The 14,626-nt window shown below is 68.6% G+C and carries 14 protein-coding genes; 7 read left to right on the top strand and 7 right to left on the bottom strand.

Annotated features, from left to right (window positions below):
• The first annotated feature begins 6 nt into the window (after positions 1 to 6).
• Both IPJ17_01405 and IPJ17_01400 read left to right on the top strand, forming a co-directional pair.
• Positions 7 to 462, top strand: coding sequence for a hypothetical protein (locus tag IPJ17_01405; protein QQR74280.1), 456 nt, complete (start codon positions 7 to 9; stop codon positions 460 to 462).
• Between the two features lie 62 nt (positions 463 to 524).
• Positions 525 to 1,256: a cytidylate kinase-like family protein gene (locus IPJ17_01400; protein QQR74279.1), complete on the top strand. Its 732-nt coding sequence runs from the start codon at positions 525 to 527 to the stop codon at positions 1,254 to 1,256.
• Here IPJ17_01400 and IPJ17_01395 read toward each other — a convergent pair.
• Complete coding sequence (locus IPJ17_01395) at positions 1,250 to 2,242, bottom strand: DUF362 domain-containing protein (protein ID QQR74278.1); 993 nt, start codon at positions 2,240 to 2,242, stop codon at positions 1,250 to 1,252. The genes IPJ17_01400 and IPJ17_01395 overlap by 7 nt on opposite strands.
• A complete protein-coding gene (locus IPJ17_01390) occupies positions 2,239 to 3,138 on the bottom strand; it encodes a hypothetical protein (protein ID QQR74277.1) in 900 nt (299 codons plus the stop codon). Before IPJ17_01390 ends, IPJ17_01395 begins: the two co-directional genes overlap by 4 nt.
• 63 nt (positions 3,139 to 3,201) lie before the next feature.
• Here IPJ17_01390 and IPJ17_01385 point away from each other — a divergent pair, with 63 nt between their 5' ends.
• From IPJ17_01385 to ychF, 3 genes are all read left to right on the top strand, one after another.
• On the top strand, positions 3,202 to 4,515 hold the full coding sequence (locus IPJ17_01385) for a hypothetical protein (GenBank protein ID QQR74276.1): 1,314 nt from the start codon (positions 3,202 to 3,204) through the stop codon (positions 4,513 to 4,515).
• Positions 4,512 to 5,816: a hypothetical protein gene (locus IPJ17_01380; GenBank protein QQR74275.1), complete on the top strand. Its 1,305-nt coding sequence runs from the start codon at positions 4,512 to 4,514 to the stop codon at positions 5,814 to 5,816. Before IPJ17_01385 ends, IPJ17_01380 begins: the two co-directional genes overlap by 4 nt.
• A gap of 113 nt (positions 5,817 to 5,929) precedes the next feature.
• Positions 5,930 to 7,003: a redox-regulated ATPase YchF gene (ychF, locus tag IPJ17_01375; GenBank protein ID QQR74274.1), complete on the top strand. Its 1,074-nt coding sequence runs from the start codon at positions 5,930 to 5,932 to the stop codon at positions 7,001 to 7,003.
• A gap of 463 nt (positions 7,004 to 7,466) precedes the next feature.
• On the opposite strand, the gene IPJ17_01370 is transcribed toward ychF, so the two are convergent.
• The 3 genes from IPJ17_01370 to IPJ17_01360 form a co-directional block, all read right to left on the bottom strand.
• Positions 7,467 to 8,537: a hypothetical protein gene (locus IPJ17_01370; protein QQR74273.1), complete on the bottom strand. Its 1,071-nt coding sequence runs from the start codon at positions 8,535 to 8,537 to the stop codon at positions 7,467 to 7,469.
• A 274-nt stretch (positions 8,538 to 8,811) separates the two neighbouring features.
• Complete coding sequence (locus tag IPJ17_01365) at positions 8,812 to 9,723, bottom strand: DUF1376 domain-containing protein (GenBank protein QQR74272.1); 912 nt, start codon at positions 9,721 to 9,723, stop codon at positions 8,812 to 8,814.
• Positions 9,724 to 9,973: 250 nt separating this feature from the next.
• Complete coding sequence (locus IPJ17_01360) at positions 9,974 to 10,156, bottom strand: AlpA family phage regulatory protein (GenBank protein QQR76059.1); 183 nt, start codon at positions 10,154 to 10,156, stop codon at positions 9,974 to 9,976.
• 581 nt (positions 10,157 to 10,737) lie between these two features.
• Between IPJ17_01360 and IPJ17_01355 the strand changes: the two genes are divergently transcribed.
• Both IPJ17_01355 and IPJ17_01350 read left to right on the top strand, forming a co-directional pair.
• Positions 10,738 to 11,235, top strand: a complete 498-nt coding sequence (locus tag IPJ17_01355) for a hypothetical protein (GenBank protein QQR74271.1) — start codon at positions 10,738 to 10,740, stop codon at positions 11,233 to 11,235.
• Between the two features lie 44 nt (positions 11,236 to 11,279).
• A complete protein-coding gene (locus IPJ17_01350; GenBank protein ID QQR74270.1) occupies positions 11,280 to 11,489 on the top strand; it encodes a hypothetical protein in 210 nt (69 codons plus the stop codon).
• A gap of 294 nt (positions 11,490 to 11,783) precedes the next feature.
• On the opposite strand, the gene IPJ17_01345 is transcribed toward IPJ17_01350, so the two are convergent.
• Together IPJ17_01345 and IPJ17_01340 are read right to left on the bottom strand one after the other, a co-directional pair.
• The gene (locus IPJ17_01345; GenBank protein ID QQR74269.1) at positions 11,784 to 13,145 is read right to left on the bottom strand and encodes a hypothetical protein; all 1,362 of its coding nucleotides are present in this window, start codon (positions 13,143 to 13,145) and stop codon (positions 11,784 to 11,786) included.
• Positions 13,142 to 14,590 carry an integrase family protein gene (locus tag IPJ17_01340; GenBank protein ID QQR74268.1) on the bottom strand — a complete coding sequence of 483 codons (1,449 nt, stop codon included), beginning with the start codon at positions 14,588 to 14,590 and terminating at the stop codon, positions 13,142 to 13,144. The genes IPJ17_01345 and IPJ17_01340 overlap by 4 nt, the downstream gene beginning before the upstream one ends.
• Between the last annotated feature and the right edge of the window lie 36 nt (positions 14,591 to 14,626).

Raw genomic sequence — 14,626 nt, 5'->3', positions numbered from 1 at the left:
TTGTCGATGATCCGTGCCGCCGCCTGTGTGGTTGCCGCTGCCCTCGCCCTCGCCCCTGCGCCGCTCGCCGCGGGCGAAGTCCGCAAGGACGTGAAGCTCGAATTCGACCGCTGGGTCGACCTCAAGGTGAGCGACGGGCCGGTGACGCTGCATCGTTTCCGCCTGATCCGCGACGCCAAGGGCTCGATCAAGTCGCGCATCGCGCGGCCCTCCAACTCGCGCTATCTCGAGGACGTCCGGCTGGAGATCGAGTACAGCAACGACGCGAGCCGGGACTGGGAGCTGACCGTGCGCGGCGAGTGGACCGACGCGCGCGGCGAAGCGATCGACGGCGTCGACCAGACCGAAAGCCTCGACGACGGCAAGCGCTTCGAGTCGGTCACCATCACCTTCCCGACCCTACGCTACGGGCTCGACCACGGCACCAAGCTGAAGCTCGAGCTCTTCTTCACTCCCGACTGAACGGGCGCCACCCTCCCGCTTCCCGGGGCGTACAATCGAATCGCCGGGAAAGGAGGCTCGTCATGGCAGGGAGAAAGGGGCTCTCGGGAGGTCCGGGGGCGGCTCGTGCCGTGGAGCGTCAACTGAGCAACTGGGAGCTCGCCCGGGCCCAGCGGCTCACGGGGCCGGTCGAGCGGGGGGCGGACGAGCTCGACTTCATCTGCCTCTCGCGGATGGTCGGAATCGACGGGCGAGAGGTGGCCGTGCCGCTCGCGCGCCGGCTCGGTTGGCCGCTCTTCGACCGCGAGGTGCTCGACCGCATGGCGGGTGACGACGAGGTGCGCCGCCAGATCTACCGGGCGATGGACGAGCACGACTTCAAGTGGTGGGAGGCGGCGATGAGCCCCTGGGTCGTCGGCCGGTTCGTCCTGGACGACTACTTCCGCCGTCTCGGGGAAGCGGTGCTGGGTCTGGCGCAGCAGAGCCGCTGCATCTTCCTCGGCCGCGGGGCGGACCTGATCCTGCCTCAGGGGCGGGGCTTGCGGGTGCGGATGGTCGCCAGCCTGTCGACGCGCATCCAGTCGATGGCGGCGTCACGGGCGCGGACCGAGGCCGAGGCGCGGGTGGCGATCGAAGCCGAGGAGCATGCACGGCTCGAGTACTTCCGCCGCCACTTCCACGCCTCGCCCGACGATCTGCTGCGCCACGACCTGGTGGTGAATCTTGACCGGCTGAGCGCCGCCGAAGTCGTCGACCTCGTCGTCGCGGCGCATCGACACCGCGCCGCGCCGCTCGCTGCCGGGGCCGCTCAGTAGTCGAGGCCCGGCCCGGCGAGGCCGCGCATGCCCGGAATCGCCGCGACGAGGCGGAAGGGGGTGACCAAGCCGGCGAGTCGCTCCCCGACCTGGTCGATCGCCGCGGCGTCGATCGGTCCCAGCCAGCCGTTGGCCGCGGCGAGATAGCGCACGCGGAGCGGGTCGACGCCCATGAGTCGCGCCGCGGTGGCGTCGACCGCCGTCGCGTTACGGCCGACGACGAGCACGCCGGCCGGGCGTGGGTCGCCCATGATCGGCCCGTCTCCTTCCATGCCGACGATGCCGTCGACGATCGCCAACTGCGGTCGCACGGTGGCGGTAATGTCGAGGATCGTCTCCTCCAGCCCGGCGTAGTGCAGCACGTTCTTCGGCCAGCCGTAGTAGGAGCCGGGCATCACGCCGAAGAGGTTCTTCATCGACAGCGTGACACCGGCCCAGTGGTGCGTCTTCATCTTGGCGAGAGAGACGACGAGGTCGCTCTCGACGAGCGCCTGCGGTAGCGTCAGGCGGGTCAGTCCGGAGCGCCCGCCGGCGTTCGGGGTGACGAAACCCGGTTGCCGGTTGAGATCGACGAACGTCAGCTTGTCGTGACGCAGCACCTCGGCGAGCCCCGAGGCCTCGAGCACCCGCCGCGTGTCCCGGCAGTGCCCCGGTCCCTCGCCGACGCGCACCTCGGCGGCGCCGAGCCGGCGAAACGCCTCGGCCGCGGCTCGCACCACCTGCGGGTGGGTGTTGATCGGCGCGGCCGGACGTGCCTCGACGAGGTTCGGCTTGAGGAGCACGCGCCGGCCGGCGACCTCGGTGCGGTCGACGCCGAGCTCGGCGAGCGCGTCGAGGAGCAGTGGCGTGAGATCGCGTGCGTAGTCGGTCGCCTTGCCAACGAAGACGCGGGTCTCGGCACGCGGTCGGCAGGCGCTGAGCGACAGGGTTCCGAGCGCCAGTCCGGCGCCGACGAGCTCACGGCGGGTCAGCCCCCGGACGCTCATCCGGGGGGCACCTGCTCGTGGGTCGCGAGCACGGCCAGCAGACCGTTCGGTGCCTTCCGGGCGAGGGCGAGGAGAGCGATCTCGATCGTGTCGTACGGCTCGGCGGGTGCCGGATCGCGAGCGAGACAGGCGTCGATCCGGTCCTCGGCCGCCGAGGGGCGCTCGCCCCAGGCCGCGAGGCCGAGGACGGTCCAGCCGAGCGCGAGCGGGGTCGCGAGGTGCGGCAGCTCGGCTTCGAGATAGCGAAGTGACGGGCCGACCGAGGAGCGTGGTGCCGTGCCGGCCAGCGCGGCGAGCGCGAGGCCGCTACTCTCCGGAGTCGGCAGGAGCTCGCGTCCGAAGGCGGAGGGGTTGCCGTAGTTCCAGCCGCCGCCGGGGATCTGCCGGTCGAGCAGGAGCCGCCGGCCTTCGAGCGCCCGCGCCCCGTGGCCGCGCCCTCCGGCGGTGAGCGCGAGCAGGGCGAAGGCGGTCGGCTCGACCCAGGAGCTCGTCCCTTCGACCCAGGGCCAGCCGACCAGCGAGGGATCGTGACCGAGCGGCCAGTCGGCCGGCCGCGTCCAATGGTCGCCCTGCTGCCCCTCGAGGAAGTCGAGAGCCTTCTCCACTGGAGGTGACGGGTTGCGCAGCGCGCGCCAGGCGAGCACCGCGATGGCGGTAGGCCAGCAGTTGCCTGGATGCGGCGGCGCGATGCTGAGGCGACCGTCGGCGCGTTGCAGCCGTTCGAGCACCGAGCCGGCGCGCTTGGCGGCGGCCGGGTCGGCTGCCGGAGCCAGCGCGAGGGCCAACGCGCCCCAGGCGGTGGACTCGATCTCGCCGTCGCCGCCGGCGAACCGCGGGAAGGCGCCATCGGATCGCTGCCGCGCCCGCAACCTCGCCTCTGGAGACTCGAAGGGCACGCGTCGATTATAGGAGGCAGGCGATGCCACAGGCGGTTGCGAGCGCTGTGCCAGAATCGCCGCGTGCCCTTCGAAGCGATCGATGCCGGTGCGCTCGCCCGCTGGCTCGCACAGCTCGCCGAGCAGCCCGACGACTGGGTGGATCTCTTTCTCGAGCGGCGCGAGGAGGCCGAGCTCCCGGGAGAAGAGCGCCGTCCCGGGGTCTCGGTCGTTCGTGACCAGGGGCTGGCGGTGCGGCTGGTGCGGGGGGGCCGCTCGTTTCTCGGCAGCGCCGACGCGATCGACGGTCGGACCTTCGCCGATGCGGTGCGCCGTGTCTCGCGCGCCCTGCCGCGTACCGCGCTGCCCGAGCCCGAGCTCGCCGAGCCGACCTGGGACGAGCCGATCCACCTGCCCGAGCTGGCGTCGTTCGCCGAGCTGCTGCGAGAGGCGCTGCGGGCGCGCCTCGTCGCCTTTCCGCTGCGCCTGCGCGTGCGGCGCCATCGCCGCTGGGTTCAGGTGATCGGGCCGCGCCTCGCCTCGGCGCCGACGGCCGAGGCGTTCTACAGCGTGGTCGGTGACACGCCGTGGGGGCGGCGCGGACGACTGCTCGCCGAGCTCTCGCCGGCCAACGCGGCGGAGCTGGCCGATGCCCTCGCCGAGCTCTTCCGGGCGCGTGAGGCGCCTTCCCCGCCTCGTGCGCGGCTCCCCGTGGTGCTGTCGCCCCACGCCTCGGCGGTCTTCGTCCACGAGGCGGTTGCGCACGCGCTGGAGGCCGATCTGCTGGCCCTCGGCGGACGCCCCGAAGCCGCGCTCGGATTCGACCTCGCCGGTTCCGGCCTGGGTCTGCTCGACGACCCCGCCTCGGCGCCGGAGGCGGTGCGCCGGGTGACCGACGACGAAGGGCTTCCGGTGGCCCGCCGCTGGCTGCTGCGCGGAGGGCGGGTGGAGCAGCCGCTCGCCGACTCGCTCTGGGCGCGGGCCTGCCCGCGGCTGCTTCCTGGCGCCGGATGGCGGGGGAGCCGCCACGAGCTGCCCGGGCCGCGCTGTCGCCATCTCGAGATGGTGCCGGGCGAGGTTCCGCCGGTCTCCCTGTGGCGTCGTGCGGAGGGCGGACTGGTGATCTCCGATGTCGACCGCGGGTCGCTCGACCCGCATACCGGCTGGCTGACCCTCGACGTGCCGACCGCCCGGCGACTGCGGGAAGGCGCGCCGGCCGAACCGGTCGGGCGCTGTCGCCTGCGCGGACGCGTCTCGCAACTCCTCGCCGCCGTTGCCGGAGTCGGGCACGACCTGGAGAGTGGGGGTGCGGGTTGGTGTGCCAAGGGCGGGCAGCGGCTCCCGGTGTGGGCTCGCTCCTGCTCCTTGCTTCTCGGCGAAGTGGAGGTCGTGACGTGAGCCTCCCGGCGGCCGAGGCGCTGCTCGCCGAGCTAGCGCGGCGCGGGCTCAAGGAGGCCGAGGTCTACGTCAAGCGCGGACGCTCGCGGCGCGTCGTGGCCGGGGTCGCCGGCATCGAGATCGGGACCAGTCTCGAAGAGGGCTGGGCGGTGCGGGCGAGCGATCGGCGTCGTTCCTGGTTCGTTGCCGGGACGGGTCCGCTCCCCTCGCAGACGGCGTGGCCGCTCGGCGACGCGCCGCCGTTTCGCCTCGCCGATCCGGTTCCCGAGGTCCCCTGGGTGCCACCCGCCGAGCTGGATTCGCCGCTACTTGGCGAGGGCGAGGGCGTGGCACTGCTCGAGACGATCGGCCGCGAGATCGCCCGCGAGGTCACGGGAGCGCGCCTCGTGGCGGCGCGGCTCGAGGACGGGGCGGCCGAATCGGAGCTCGCGAGCAGTCGCGGCATTCGCGCCGCCAGCCGACATCGACTCGCTTCGCTGCGCCTCGAAGCCGTGCTCTCCGGCGGACGCGGCGGCGTCGTCGCCGAGCTCGGCGAGCGGGACGCCCGCCGTTTCCGTCCGCAAGCCCTGTCTCGCCGACTCTGCGATCGTCTCCACGTTGCCGCCGAGGGGCGCCCTCCGGCGCAGGAGGGGGGAGAAATCGTCCTGGCGCCTGGGCTGGCGGCACGACTCCTCGCCGCGACGGCGCCTTGGCTCTGCGGCGCGGAAGGGGAGAAGGCGCTGGCGGCGTGGCGGGACGGTGCGGGGTGTGTCGCCTCCGGGTGCGTCACGGTGACGGACGACGGTCGTCGCAGCGACGGGATCCTCGCCGCCGCCGTGGATGGGGAGGGGCTCGCGACCGGGCGAATCGCACTCATCGAAGGCGGCTTCTTCCGCCAGCCGCTGCTCGCCTGGTGGGAAGCGCGAGCGACCCAGCGGGCCACCGGCTGCGTCCGCCGCGCGAGCTTCCGCGACCTGCCGCGGCGGGCGCCGACCCATCTGGTCCTCGAGCCGAATCCGCGCCTCACGCCGGCCGAGCTGGTGGCCGGCGTGGAGCGCGGCTACTACCTGCTCGACCTGGAGGGTGCGCCGCTCGTCGACCCGGTGAACGACCGGTTGGTCGCGCCGGTTTGCGGCTTCGCCCTTGCCGGTGGAAGGGCGGCGGCACCCGTGCGCGGCGCGGTGCTGACCGGCTCGGCAAGGCAGCTCTGGGCCGGGGTGGTGGCGGTGGGGCGCGATCTCGAATGGGCTCTCGGGGACGGAGCGTTCGCGGCGCCGACCGTCCTGGTGTCCGGCCTCGAGGTGCGCCGGGTCCACCCCTGAGCGGGCTCGTCGACCGGCCGCGGATTGACCGGGCCGGCGGCCAGCGAATACCCTGAGGCCTCTCGCCGGCAATCGCCTGCGCCCTCTCGTAACGGACGGAGGATCTCTCGACCATGCAGTTCGGCATCCTCGGCCTGCCCAAGGCCGGCAAGACGACACTCTTCAACACCCTGACCGCGTCGCGCGAGGAGACCGGCAAGTTCGCGGCCTCCGATCGCACCCACATGGCGATGGCGAAGGTCCCCGACGACCGCCTGGCGCGGTTGCGCGACCTCTTCAACCCCAAGCGCTATGTCCCGGCGACCGTCGAGTACGTCGACATCCCGGGGATCGCCAAGGGCGAGGCGGCCGAAAGCCTCGATCTCGCCAAGCTCAAGACGGTCGACGCCCTGATGCACGTCGTGCGCGCGTTCGACGACCCGGAAATCGAGCACCCGGACGGCTCGGTGGATGCCCGGCGCGACATCGCGACGCTCGACCTCGAGCTCATCCTCGCCGACCACTCGCTCGTCGAACGGCGGATCGACCGCCTCGACAAGGCGATCAAGCGAGGGCTCTCGCCGCAGGAGGAGCGCGAGAAGAAGCTCCTCGTCGAGACCATCCTGCCGGCGCTCGAGGCCGAGACCCCGCTGCGTCGCCTCGGTCTTTCCGGGGACGACGAGCGGATGCTGCGCGGCTTTCAACTGCTCTCGGCCAAGCCGATGCTCGTCGTGGTCAACGTCGGCGAAGGCGACGTGGCGAGCGCCAAGCCCGAGGATTTCGGGCTGGGGGGCGGCGACGACACCGTCCACGGGGTGGTGGTCAGCGCACCGATCGAGCTCGAGATCTCGCGACTCACAGCGGAGGAGCAGCGCGAGTTCCTCGCCGACCTCGGACTTGCCGAGCCCAGCCTCGACCGGGTGATCCGCGCGAGCTACGGCCTGCTCGGCGTCATCTCGTTCTTCACCGTCGGCGAAGACGAAGTGCGTGCCTGGACGATTCGCCGCGGCACCGTCGCCAAGGAGGCGGCCGGCACGATCCACTCCGACATCGAGCGCGGCTTCATCCGCGCCGAAGTGGTGCGCTGGGACGACCTGCTCGCCCACCGCACCCTCGCCGCCTGTCGCGACAAGGCGCTGTTGCGGCTCGAGGGGAAGGAGTACCTCGTGCACGACGGCGACGTCGTGCACTTCCGGTTCAACGTGTAGTCTGATTAAAAATGACTTAGCGCGCCTTACTGGGCTTGGCCCGCATCTTGGCCCGCATAAAACGCGAAGGCTCTCGTCGGTAGCCGCTAGTCGCGGGGGGTTGCGGCTCTTCCTTCGGTCGCCGTCTCTCCGGCTCGCCGCCTTTGCCTCCGCTGCCCGTCTGGGACCTCGAGGAGATCCGCCAGCGATTCCGAGTCGGCATGAATCGCCGCGCGACACGGAGGGAAAAGGGCCAACGCTCCACGGACTCGGGAGACGGTCGCCAGTAGGCCGCAGTTGGCTCGCCGCATCGGGCGCAGGGGCCGGGGACGGTCGGCACGCTCAGGAGCCTAGCAAGGACAAAGCGGAAACGTCCGCGGGTTCTCCCGCAAGAAGGGCACGCGGTGACGGTTCCCGTCACACAGTGTCGCCTGTCGTCGGCGCCTCTTCCGACGAGGCCATCCGATGGCCGCCTGTGCTTGTCTCAGACGCTGAACCCCATCGTCCGGAGGGTTCGTTTGAGGCTCTCTAGGGCGGTGCCCGCCCCTGTTCCGGCTCCGACTAGGCGAGAAGAAGCTACACAAGCCCTCGCCATCAAGTCCGCGGCGGCGAGGATCTTCGCGACGTCATCGTCTACCTTCGCAGATCCGCTCCTGCCTATCCCTGCAAGCCTTGCCTCATCAATCGCGCTGAGTACGCCACCACAGGCAGCCTTCGGGTAGCTCTCTGGTGGCGTCCCCGTTAGTTGTCGCGCAACCTGGTCGGTCATGGTTGCGAAGTTGGCAAGTCGTCCGTAGTGTTTGGAGAACCAAGGCTCAACCGCGGGCTTCATCGCCCTAAGCCGTTCGATTTCTACTCGGCGCTCTTCCTCTCGGGCGACTTGGATCTTCTCGTTAGCGGCAGAGGCACTGGCAGACTCAAGCTGGCGGCGCTCCACTCCGGAAGCCTGCGCGGCCCGTTCGTCCGCCTCTCGCCGAGCGCGACCTTCTCTTGCCTTCGCCTCAATCGCGGCGATCCTGTCGGCGATGCGCTTGCTGAAGTCGGTCTGAGCATTCTGCGCCTTCTCTTCGATCGGGGCCATGGCGGATTTCCTCGTCTCTTCGGACAAGTCGCCAAGGAGTCGGAGCCGCGAGCGAAGGCCGTCCGTCTTCTTCCGCAATTCCGCCAGCTCGCTAATCACCGTAAGCTTGTTTAGGCCATACGGATTGGCCCCCAGGCCACACATAGCCTCCGCACTCGCATACAGCTCGACTAGGAGGTCGCGTGGCTCACCGGAGCGACGAGAGGCGCGAGCCACAGCGTCCTTGGCGGGTGCCTCAAGAACGGCAGCTCTGGTAACTTGACGCGACGTCGCCGCCAAGTACTCGAGCGTCACAATGCTCTCGGTGTCCTCGCGCGGGAGGTCGGGCCAGTTGTCAAGAACCCACCGCACGTATTCATCGCAGGCTTCAAGGCGAGCCTCCACCAGCGCTGTCGCGATCTGCCGGTCTCTCTTGCCGGCGTCACATCCCGAGAAGAGGGAAGCGGCGAGGATGACACACAGTAGCCGTCGCATGACGGGCAGTGTATAGGATTGCGGCGCAGGCGGTTCGCGATCGCTGCGAGAGTGACGGCATGGGTGCCCCGCAGGCTGAGCCAGCGTGTTGTCACGCGTGCTCTTACGGCACGGTGTCGCTGTACTTGGCGGATCACGTGGGGGCTCCTGTCGGTTCTGACGATGCCGCGAGAGGCGGTCGCGGAGCATAGGGGGATCGGCGACGCCATGAGAGGCGGCCGCTGGTTCGCCGGTGTCAATTGAGACAGCCGGCGAGGCGGGCGGACTCCGCCGCTTACGCAGCATCGGCGATATCCGGCTGGCAATACGGCATCCCTATGCGCATGACCTCAGGGGCCGTGGTTGCCTTGTTCACCTCTTCCAGGCCGGCGTCAAATCGCGCCTGGTCAATCCGTCCGTCATTTAGGGCTTCACCCATCGTGTGCAGGATCTCCAGTCGTGCGTCCGCTGCGGTGCGCTCTCGCGGCTTTCGCATTTGAGACGGCGCGCGGTCACGCCAGCGTCCGTTAGCGATCCATTTCGCCGGGGAAGGACAGAACTTCGCGTTCTGCTCGCGCCATCCGTCGCCGGCCTGCCGTACCGCATCAGCCACGATTCGGCGGAACTCGGCGAGCGGCGGGAGGAGCGATTGCAGCTTGAAGAGTTCTCGCTCTAGGGCGAGTTCGTCCTGCCACCTCGGCCAGCTTTCGCGCATCGCGCTCACGTATAGGGCAAGATCAGCCGACGGCGAAGCCGGTGCGCTTTGATCAGACTGCGCTGCGTTGGCGTTGTGCTGAAATGTGGTGCGTTGTGGGTTGAAGCGTACTTCAGGTGCACTTGAGGTCAACGCTGAGGGGGCTTCGAGTGCACTGCCCCTTAGCTCGGCGGACCTCTTGCCCCCGCGCCTGGATGCTTCAATGCGGGCGCTGTCGTCATCTAGCTGCTGGACGAGGTTGGATGCGATGAGCTCATGACCAGCAAGCTTGAAGTGGTCGGCCAGCACGGTTTCCGAGATCTCATTCCACCGGCCGCCGTTCACTCCGGCCCATGCGGCCAGCCGTTTCGGATCGTTCGGGAGCTTCCCCTCGTTCATCCACGCGCGAAAGAGCAAGCGCATCCGCGCGCCAAACTCCTGGGCCGTGAGTCCCTGGCCGAGAACCAGCTCGTCCGAGACGAAGATGCGCAGGTACGGAAGTCGGCGGCTCATGCGCGTAGCTTCCGATGCGATCCCGGGTTGCATCCTCACGACCGATCGGTGACCCGGCTGGCGATGACCGGTTGACCGACTAGCTCTCTGGTGGTGCAGGGGGCCATCTTTGCCCGCGCGAGTCTTGCTACCGCGGCGAGAATTGCGCGGTCGAGTGGGTCGGAGAGAGGCCCAGCAATGACAGAAGCAGACAGTCCATTTCGTGACGATCGCCGGGTTTCCTCGCGGTGCGCTTCATTCTTCGCCGGTCTCATGCGGCATCCTTCGCGACAAAACGGTCGCGGAAGGCCACAAGCTCACTGTGGAGCCAGCCAGAGGCGCGAGCGCCGAGTTTCCGGGGTCGAGGAAGCTCACCGCGACCTACTGCGCGATAGAGACTCACCCGCGCAAGGCCCGTTATCTCTCTTGCGCGCGGGTCGGACGGTCGGATGATCGGATCGGGAACGGTTGTGGGCTTCAATTGGTCGCGCTCCTTTCGGCGAGTTCGCGCTTAATCGCGAGGTGACGAGTGTCGCGCCTTGCGGTGTAGACAGTGTAGACGCGGGACGAATCCCGCTGGCCGCTGGCGTCTCTCGCACTCCCCGAATGGAGATTGGCGTAGCGTAGTGTGTACAGTGTGGACAGGCGAGTCGGTGGACGACGCATTTTGCGCGGTGCACTCCTCGCGCGGTCTCGCGCTTGTCGGTCCTGGGCGGGGTACTTGGAAGGCAGGACGTCTCCGGCAGCAGGGGGGGGCGCTCTCTTCCTGCCTCGGCGCGTGTTGCGGCGCCTGCCGGGTGGGGTCGCAGCCGGGCACCTCGCCCAGCCGTATTCCTGGGTGCCAGTAGCCTTGTCGCCGCCCCGCAGGCTAGGGTCGGCGTAACTGGCCTAGGACTCTATGAGATAGCTTCCTTCGAAGCGTCGGGTTGTTGTGCGTACAGATACGGGGTAGCATAGGCGGTCCGGGGTGCTGGCCAACCCGCATCCCGACAGGCTCCTGAGAAGCGGAACGGAGTTCTGCGAAAGGGGTTCGCTATGTCCAAGCTGCCGCTGTTCTTCAATCATCGAGGCTACATCGCCGGGAACGGTTTCTTGGCTCATGTGGCCATTTCTGGGAAGTGCCTCCGGATCGTCGAGGAAGACGGAGAAGTGTCCTTCTGCGGCGTGAAGCCGGGTGGTGTCGTCGGTGTGGGCCAGACGGTGGCCGAGGCGCGAAGCGAGTTCCTCGAGTCGATCAAGCTGGCTGTATTCGATCTTGCAGCTGAGGCCGTCGACTTCGAAGACTTCAAGCGGCGCGTCGAGGAATTCGTTGGCTACGCCAGCGAGGCGTTTCGGCCGGACTGGGACGCGGCAGTCGCCGATGTGCGGGCCGGGCGATCGGATGACGGCGAAGGCATGCGCAGGATCCGGGCGGAGACCGACGCGGAGGTCGAGGTTCGCTTCGTTCAGGGCGATGCCTCGCGGAGCGCTGGCGTGCCGCTGGTGCTGACGCCAGAGCTGAACGTCCCATACGAGATCTCCCAGGCGGCCTGACTTTGGGGACACGGGGTCTTTTCTCCCTCGGAGCCATTATCCGAATGCTTGACGACTGTGCCCCCAAGCACACGAGAGAAGAGAAGACCCACAAGCTCTGGATCTATTTCGACGGGAAGCGGTTCCTCTTGCCCCGTGGCAGGAAGGGAGATGGCTTTGAGGCCGAGATCCAGCGGGGGCAGCTAAAGGGGCTCATCAAAGAGCTTGGCCTTCAGGCGACGTGCGTCGGAAAGCACTTCCCCGGCATCGTCTAACCCGTCGCTCGGCAGCGAGCTAGGCTTGGCCGCTCGGTGAAACATCACCGCCCTCTCTGAAAACACAGCTGTGCGAAGACCTCCCCGGCCCGCAACCACCCACGCGCCCTAGAGCCGTTGGCCGCGGAGCGGCCGGTTGCGACGCTTCAGTGGGTGCGTCGGAAGGTGGGCTCCCCCCTTGTCAGAGGGGGAGACGCACAGCGCTGACTGCTGGCCGTCTCGCCACGAACGCACGATGGATTGAGGCTTCCAGGTCTACGATTAGACCAGCCGTCGAGCGCGCATCTGGCAGAGCTACGACTGAAAATGCGAGATGGCACTCCGAAGCAGCACGAGCATTGCACGAAGGTCCTTTGTGGTCTCTTCGTCGATCACTTTCGCCGGCAATTCCTCCAGGTGCTTTCCGGCGTGTAGGAGATTGCGCTTGTTCTTGACCAGCCTTGCCCAGCATTCAGGCGGTAGGGCGTCGGTGGTGTCGCCAGAACCGAGCCAGCCGGCAGCTCCGGCGACGCAAATCAGGTTGTCTAGTGTCCAGCGCGTCAGTCTTTGCTTGGTCCACTTTTCGTCAAGGAAATACTCGAGGGCAAGGTGCACCCCTTCGGGGTCTTGAAAGCACCGAAGGAGCAGGAGCGCCTCAAGGGCGGCCCCCATCATCGCCGCCGCGGCATAGTACGCGCCCGCTTTCTCGGCGAGTGTGGCGTCGAGAAGGTAGCGCGTGGCCAGTTCCTCAAGACGTTGCTCGCAGTTCTTGGGTCCCGACGGATTTGTTGACAGGCGGACCGCTGCTCTCCGAGCGAGCCGACCTATCCCAGCAGGATCGCTCTCTCGCTTCGTGGCGATGTCGTCGAGTGCGAGGTCGCGAAGAACGGAGATCTCGGTCGCCTTGAACGCGGTTTCCCATCTTCGTTCGAGGGCCTGCAACTCAGGCGGCCCCTCTCCACGTTGCCAAGTCTCGCCGGATGCCAGACCATGCTCGGCCTCGAATTCGGCGATCTCCTGCGAAATCGGTTCGAGTGTCGCGTCATAGTCACCCGCCATGAAACGGTTGTGGTGAATGACGGTGAGAGCCCAGAAGCTCGCCTTGTGAACGTATTCGGCTTGACTGAGCACGTTGGCGTCGCGCAGGGCGCGAGCGATCCAAATATTGAGTGTGGCCCTCTGTTCGCGCTCCTCCCTCGGGGCCTCGCTGAAGGAGCGCGGCTCGGCCTCGATCTCGCGCAGAAGCTGTCTCGCGAGATCGAAGGCTGCCGACCTCGATTCCAAGTGTCGAACCGCCTCGATCTCATCGGTGGTGGGCCCGCCCCGCGCGGCTAGATCCTTCGGTTCTTCTGCTTGGTCACTCCGATCCTCGGATTCCTTTGCTCGCCCATCCTGAACGGGTTCTCTTGTCTTGTAGCGTTGGAGCGCTTCGCCGACAGCTCTCTCCGCTTCGCGCTCTGCGATTTCGGTTGACTCGGCGGGGATGAAGATCGACCCGACCGGATCGCCTTGTTGGCTCGGACTCAGCGGCCGCTCGCGGAGCACGAAGGCCACCCCGAGTCCGGGCACCTCAACGCGTTGTGACTCGCTCGCGCCCGGCAGGCCGGCGACGAAGGCTGCGACGCAGGACGCGCCCCGGGCCGATGCGACACGCAACGTCGGAAGTCGTTCACTCATGCGCGGCGGGTGAAGGGCAGAACCTCACCGACAGCGGGCGCGGCGATCTCCTCCTCGACGGCCTGCGCGACGCGCTCGGCGAGCAACTCGGCGACCGCTTGCAGCTCGGCGCGGTAGCGGTGGCGGTTGTAGGCGCCGGCCACGCCTCGCAGCGCGGGCGGGACGTGGGCGAGCAGAAGCTCGGCGGGCACTTCGTCGGCGCCGGCAGCGGCGAGGATCGTTCGCGCAGTGCGCCTAAGGTCGTGCCATGTCCACGGGCGAGGGTCCGGCGATGGAACGTCGAGCAGGTCGGCGACGCGAACTGCGAGCCGCTTGCGGTAGTAGAACGCCTCGCGCATTGGCGCGTCACCTCCACTGCGACCGGGAAAGAGAACCTCGCCTTCGCGAAACTGAGAGAGCAGTGCCAGCTCGGAGAGTGCGAGGCGCGAGAGCGGTGCCGCGTGTGGCTTGCCGCCCTTCATGCGCAAGCCGGGGATAGCGAGCCACGTTCCCGCCTCATCGCGCACGATCTCATCCCACCGGGCGCCGAGTAGCTCATCCCGCCGGAGGCCGGTCAAGAGCAGAAGTCGCGCGAAGGCGCGAAGAGCAGGCGGTTGCTCGCCAGTGGCTCGCCAGAACGCGCGCAGTTCCCCCGGAGACAGCACTCGATCGCGTCGGGCTGCGGAGCCGTGGCGCCTCGCGAGCCGCGCAGCGGGGTCCCCGGCGACGCCTGGGAAGTCGATGTCGAGACCGTAGGCATAGATGCGCGAGAGCAGCTTTACCGTGTTGCGTGCGGCGACCGGAGCGGGCTGGCCCGGGCGCTTGCGTCGAGCCCCGCGACCTTCGGCGATGCCTTCGGCGATCTTCGCCAGCTCGGCGCGCGTTACCTCGCCGGCTTGGCGGTTGCGCAGGTGCGGCAACACGTCGCGCTCAAGCGCTAGTTCGGCAGCGCGGATCGCCGCGGTCGAGCGGCCTTCGCGTCGCTGATAGTCGAGCCACCGCTGTGCGAGGTCCCCAAGCGAGCCGGCCGGCGAAATCCCGTCGGCGTCGCGCTGGGCAGCGACCCTCTCGGCTACCTCCGCCGCTCGCGCCGCCTGCCGTTCTTCGACTGGATCGCCGCCGGCACGAACGAAAGCGCGAATGCGTTCCGCTCTGGCTCGCGCTTCGGCGAGCGTGATACCAAAAGGGGCTACCTCCCACGGCTTTAGCGCGAGCAGGGCAGCGGATCGGGCGCCGAGATCGGCGCGGCTTCGCGGTGGGGCCGGGTCGTAGTCGCCGATGGCGAGATCGGAGATTCGCTTGCCGGCCCGGGTTACGTCGAGAACGAAAGCGCGAGAGCCGGCCGGGCGGACCCGGAGCGAGAGGCCTGGGCAGGAGCCATCCCGTAGGCGGATGTCGCCTCCGGCCTTCGGCCTAGCACTCCGACAGGCTGTGTCCGTGAGGATTGCGGCGGCTCGCTTGGGCATGGGTGCCTTCCCGAGCGCCGCAGGTCTGGCCCGCAT

Source organism: Holophagales bacterium, assembly GCA_016699405.1.
In the GTDB taxonomy this organism is placed as follows: Bacteria; Acidobacteriota; Thermoanaerobaculia; order Multivoradales; family JAGPDF01; genus JAAYLR01.
Note: the sequence above shows the minus strand (reverse complement) of the source record. Positions and strands in the feature narration are given on the sequence as shown.

Bases quoted from the DNA above. Each gene is read 5' to 3' on its own strand.
- IPJ17_01405 (QQR74280.1), top strand. From the start codon at position 7: ATGATCCGTGCCGCCGCCTGTGTGGTTGCCGCTGCCCTCGCCCTCGCC.
- IPJ17_01400 (QQR74279.1), top strand. From the start codon at position 525: ATGGCAGGGAGAAAGGGGCTCTCGGGAGGTCCGGGGGCGGCTCGTGCC.
- IPJ17_01395 (QQR74278.1), bottom strand. From the start codon at position 2,242: ATGAGCGTCCGGGGGCTGACCCGCCGTGAGCTCGTCGGCGCCGGACTG.
- ychF (QQR74274.1), top strand. From the start codon at position 5,930: ATGCAGTTCGGCATCCTCGGCCTGCCCAAGGCCGGCAAGACGACACTC.
- IPJ17_01370 (QQR74273.1), bottom strand. From the start codon at position 8,537: ATGCGACGGCTACTGTGTGTCATCCTCGCCGCTTCCCTCTTCTCGGGA.
- IPJ17_01365 (QQR74272.1), bottom strand. From the start codon at position 9,723: ATGAGCCGCCGACTTCCGTACCTGCGCATCTTCGTCTCGGACGAGCTG.
- IPJ17_01355 (QQR74271.1), top strand. From the start codon at position 10,738: ATGTCCAAGCTGCCGCTGTTCTTCAATCATCGAGGCTACATCGCCGGG.
- IPJ17_01350 (QQR74270.1), top strand. From the start codon at position 11,280: ATGCTTGACGACTGTGCCCCCAAGCACACGAGAGAAGAGAAGACCCAC.
- IPJ17_01345 (QQR74269.1), bottom strand. From the start codon at position 13,145: ATGAGTGAACGACTTCCGACGTTGCGTGTCGCATCGGCCCGGGGCGCG.
- IPJ17_01340 (QQR74268.1), bottom strand. From the start codon at position 14,590: ATGCCCAAGCGAGCCGCCGCAATCCTCACGGACACAGCCTGTCGGAGT.